Origin of the sequence: Vibrio sp. 10N.222.55.C6 (assembly GCF_041473395.1) — a bacterium.
GTDB classification, from domain to species: domain Bacteria; phylum Pseudomonadota; class Gammaproteobacteria; order Enterobacterales; family Vibrionaceae; genus Vibrio; species Vibrio crassostreae_C.
In genome coordinates this window covers 1-285 of sequence record NZ_JBFRSD010000755.1, presented here as the reverse complement: position 1 = coordinate 285, position 285 = coordinate 1, and the positions used below count along the sequence as shown (strand labels likewise).

1 protein-coding gene is annotated in these 285 nt (G+C 46.3%); it reads right to left on the bottom strand.

Features of this window, described 5'->3' with window-relative positions; all coding sequences use genetic code 11:
• Nucleotides 1–285 (bottom strand): cadherin-like domain-containing protein (locus AB4486_RS25995; RefSeq protein WP_372119632.1); only part of this gene is annotated, 285 nt, incomplete at both ends.

Below are 285 nucleotides of genomic sequence, written 5' to 3'. Positions count from 1 at the left end.
GAGCAAAGGTGTAAGTACCATCACCATTATCAGTGAATACACCATCAGGGCCGCTGTAGCTTACATCGCTGACAAACACTTCCCCTTCAACATCCGAGCTATTCGCTAGAAGTTGTGCATCGCTTAGGGTGATACTGCCGTCTTCTTCAACACTGTAAGTCGTAGAACCCGCTACCGGTACGTCGTTGATTGGAACCACTTGAACATCAATATTCGCCGATACAACATCTGTACCATCACTCACATCGTAGGTTAGGTCGACATTACCATTGAAGTTCTCGTTTG